Annotated in this window: 1 protein-coding gene; it reads right to left on the minus strand. The window is 61.4% G+C overall.

All coding sequences use genetic code 11. From position 1 onward, the window contains the following. Positions 1 to 349: 349 nt before the first annotated feature. Positions 350 to 1,342: Ulp1 family isopeptidase (locus AC5ZGW_RS46285; protein ID WP_496114171.1), on the minus strand; the 993-nt coding region annotated here is incomplete at its 5' end.

The following is a 1,342-nucleotide window of genomic DNA, read 5'->3' on the forward strand; positions in this document are numbered from 1 at the left end:
CAAACCTCCGTTCAATCCGGACGCTTCTTCGCACATCTAATCTAACCCCGAACCCTGGGTATCGGCTTAGCGCTTACGGATTTCCTGGATCGACCAGCGGATCAAGAACGATGCGTCGGTCGCGGCCGCCGCAGCCTGTGCTTCGAAAGGATTCCTTCGAGATTCATCCGGTAGGCTCGAATGGCCCGGTTCAATCTCGCCTCCTTCGAAAGGGCCGCGCAGCCTTTTGGCCGACTGGTCAGCAGCTTCGCCAGCTTTGCCTTTCGACTGTCGGATTCAGCCTCGCACACAAGGTCTGGCCGGTGTCGGCGAGAGCCGCTTCAGCCAGTTCTATCGACACAAGCCGACCTCAGCTCCTGAGCCGGTTTTGCAGGGCCAGCCGACTGACCCTGAGGTTCTTAAGGTTCAGCAGGTCCGGCTGTCCTGTTGCCAATCGCCTGACCAGCTCCCGGGTGCCGTCCACGACAAAGACGCCGCAATCATAGGTGTTGCTCTGCTGGCGCATTGCGGCCCGTTGCGGGTTGGCCCCCAGCCGTCTTGCGAGCTCCGCTGCGGGCCGGTCATTATATCCCACCTGAGAGCCGTACCCATCGTCTACCATCAGAGAATCGTAGTAATGGGCAACCGGCCTTGACCGATCGCTGCGATCAATCAGCAGCAGCGACCAGTGACTGCCGCGCCGCTCTATCTCCGCGCCGGCATCGTTTACCGGCAGGAACAGGAAGTCGTCTGTATGGCCAATCCAATTGAGTGCTTGTGCCGCGAGCGCGTCTGACCGCACCATTTGGGCTATCAGGGGATTCACGAACTGCGTCCGGGCGGCGAGATCCGGATTGCTCTCCTGCAACTCCTGTGTCAGGAGCTCATAGTCCCGCTGGATATGCTCGTTCGACAGCCAGTCCGTGGCACCTAGCACGCGTCCGCTGCGGCCGGCGGAAGAGGCGCCGGTAACTGACGTACCGGTCCGGGCATCTGGGACGGGGGAAGGGCGAGGATGATGGATGAATTGCGCATCGCGGCGTCCTCGCGTCCGCAATGTGATCGAGTAGGTCTCACCGTTGATGGAGACCTGCCTTGGGCCGCTGAACTGGGTCGGCAGGACGCCGATGTTATCCAGGGCATCGAGCAGGAAATCCGGCACCGGCCGGGAGCCATGCTGCCAATTCTCGCCGACGAGAGGTCCGATATCCTCAAGCTCCACAAGCGAGCCCGATGCGCCGACGACAAAGCCGGCAGGGCCGAGCACCGGCGGTGATTGAGCATCGTCGCGCAATTCGGATGGCGTCGGCGCATTCAGGTCAACGAAAGAGTCCAGACCCGCGTAGGTATTTGAACGAGCTCC

It is taken from the genome of Bradyrhizobium sp. Crot121, from assembly GCF_059512385.1.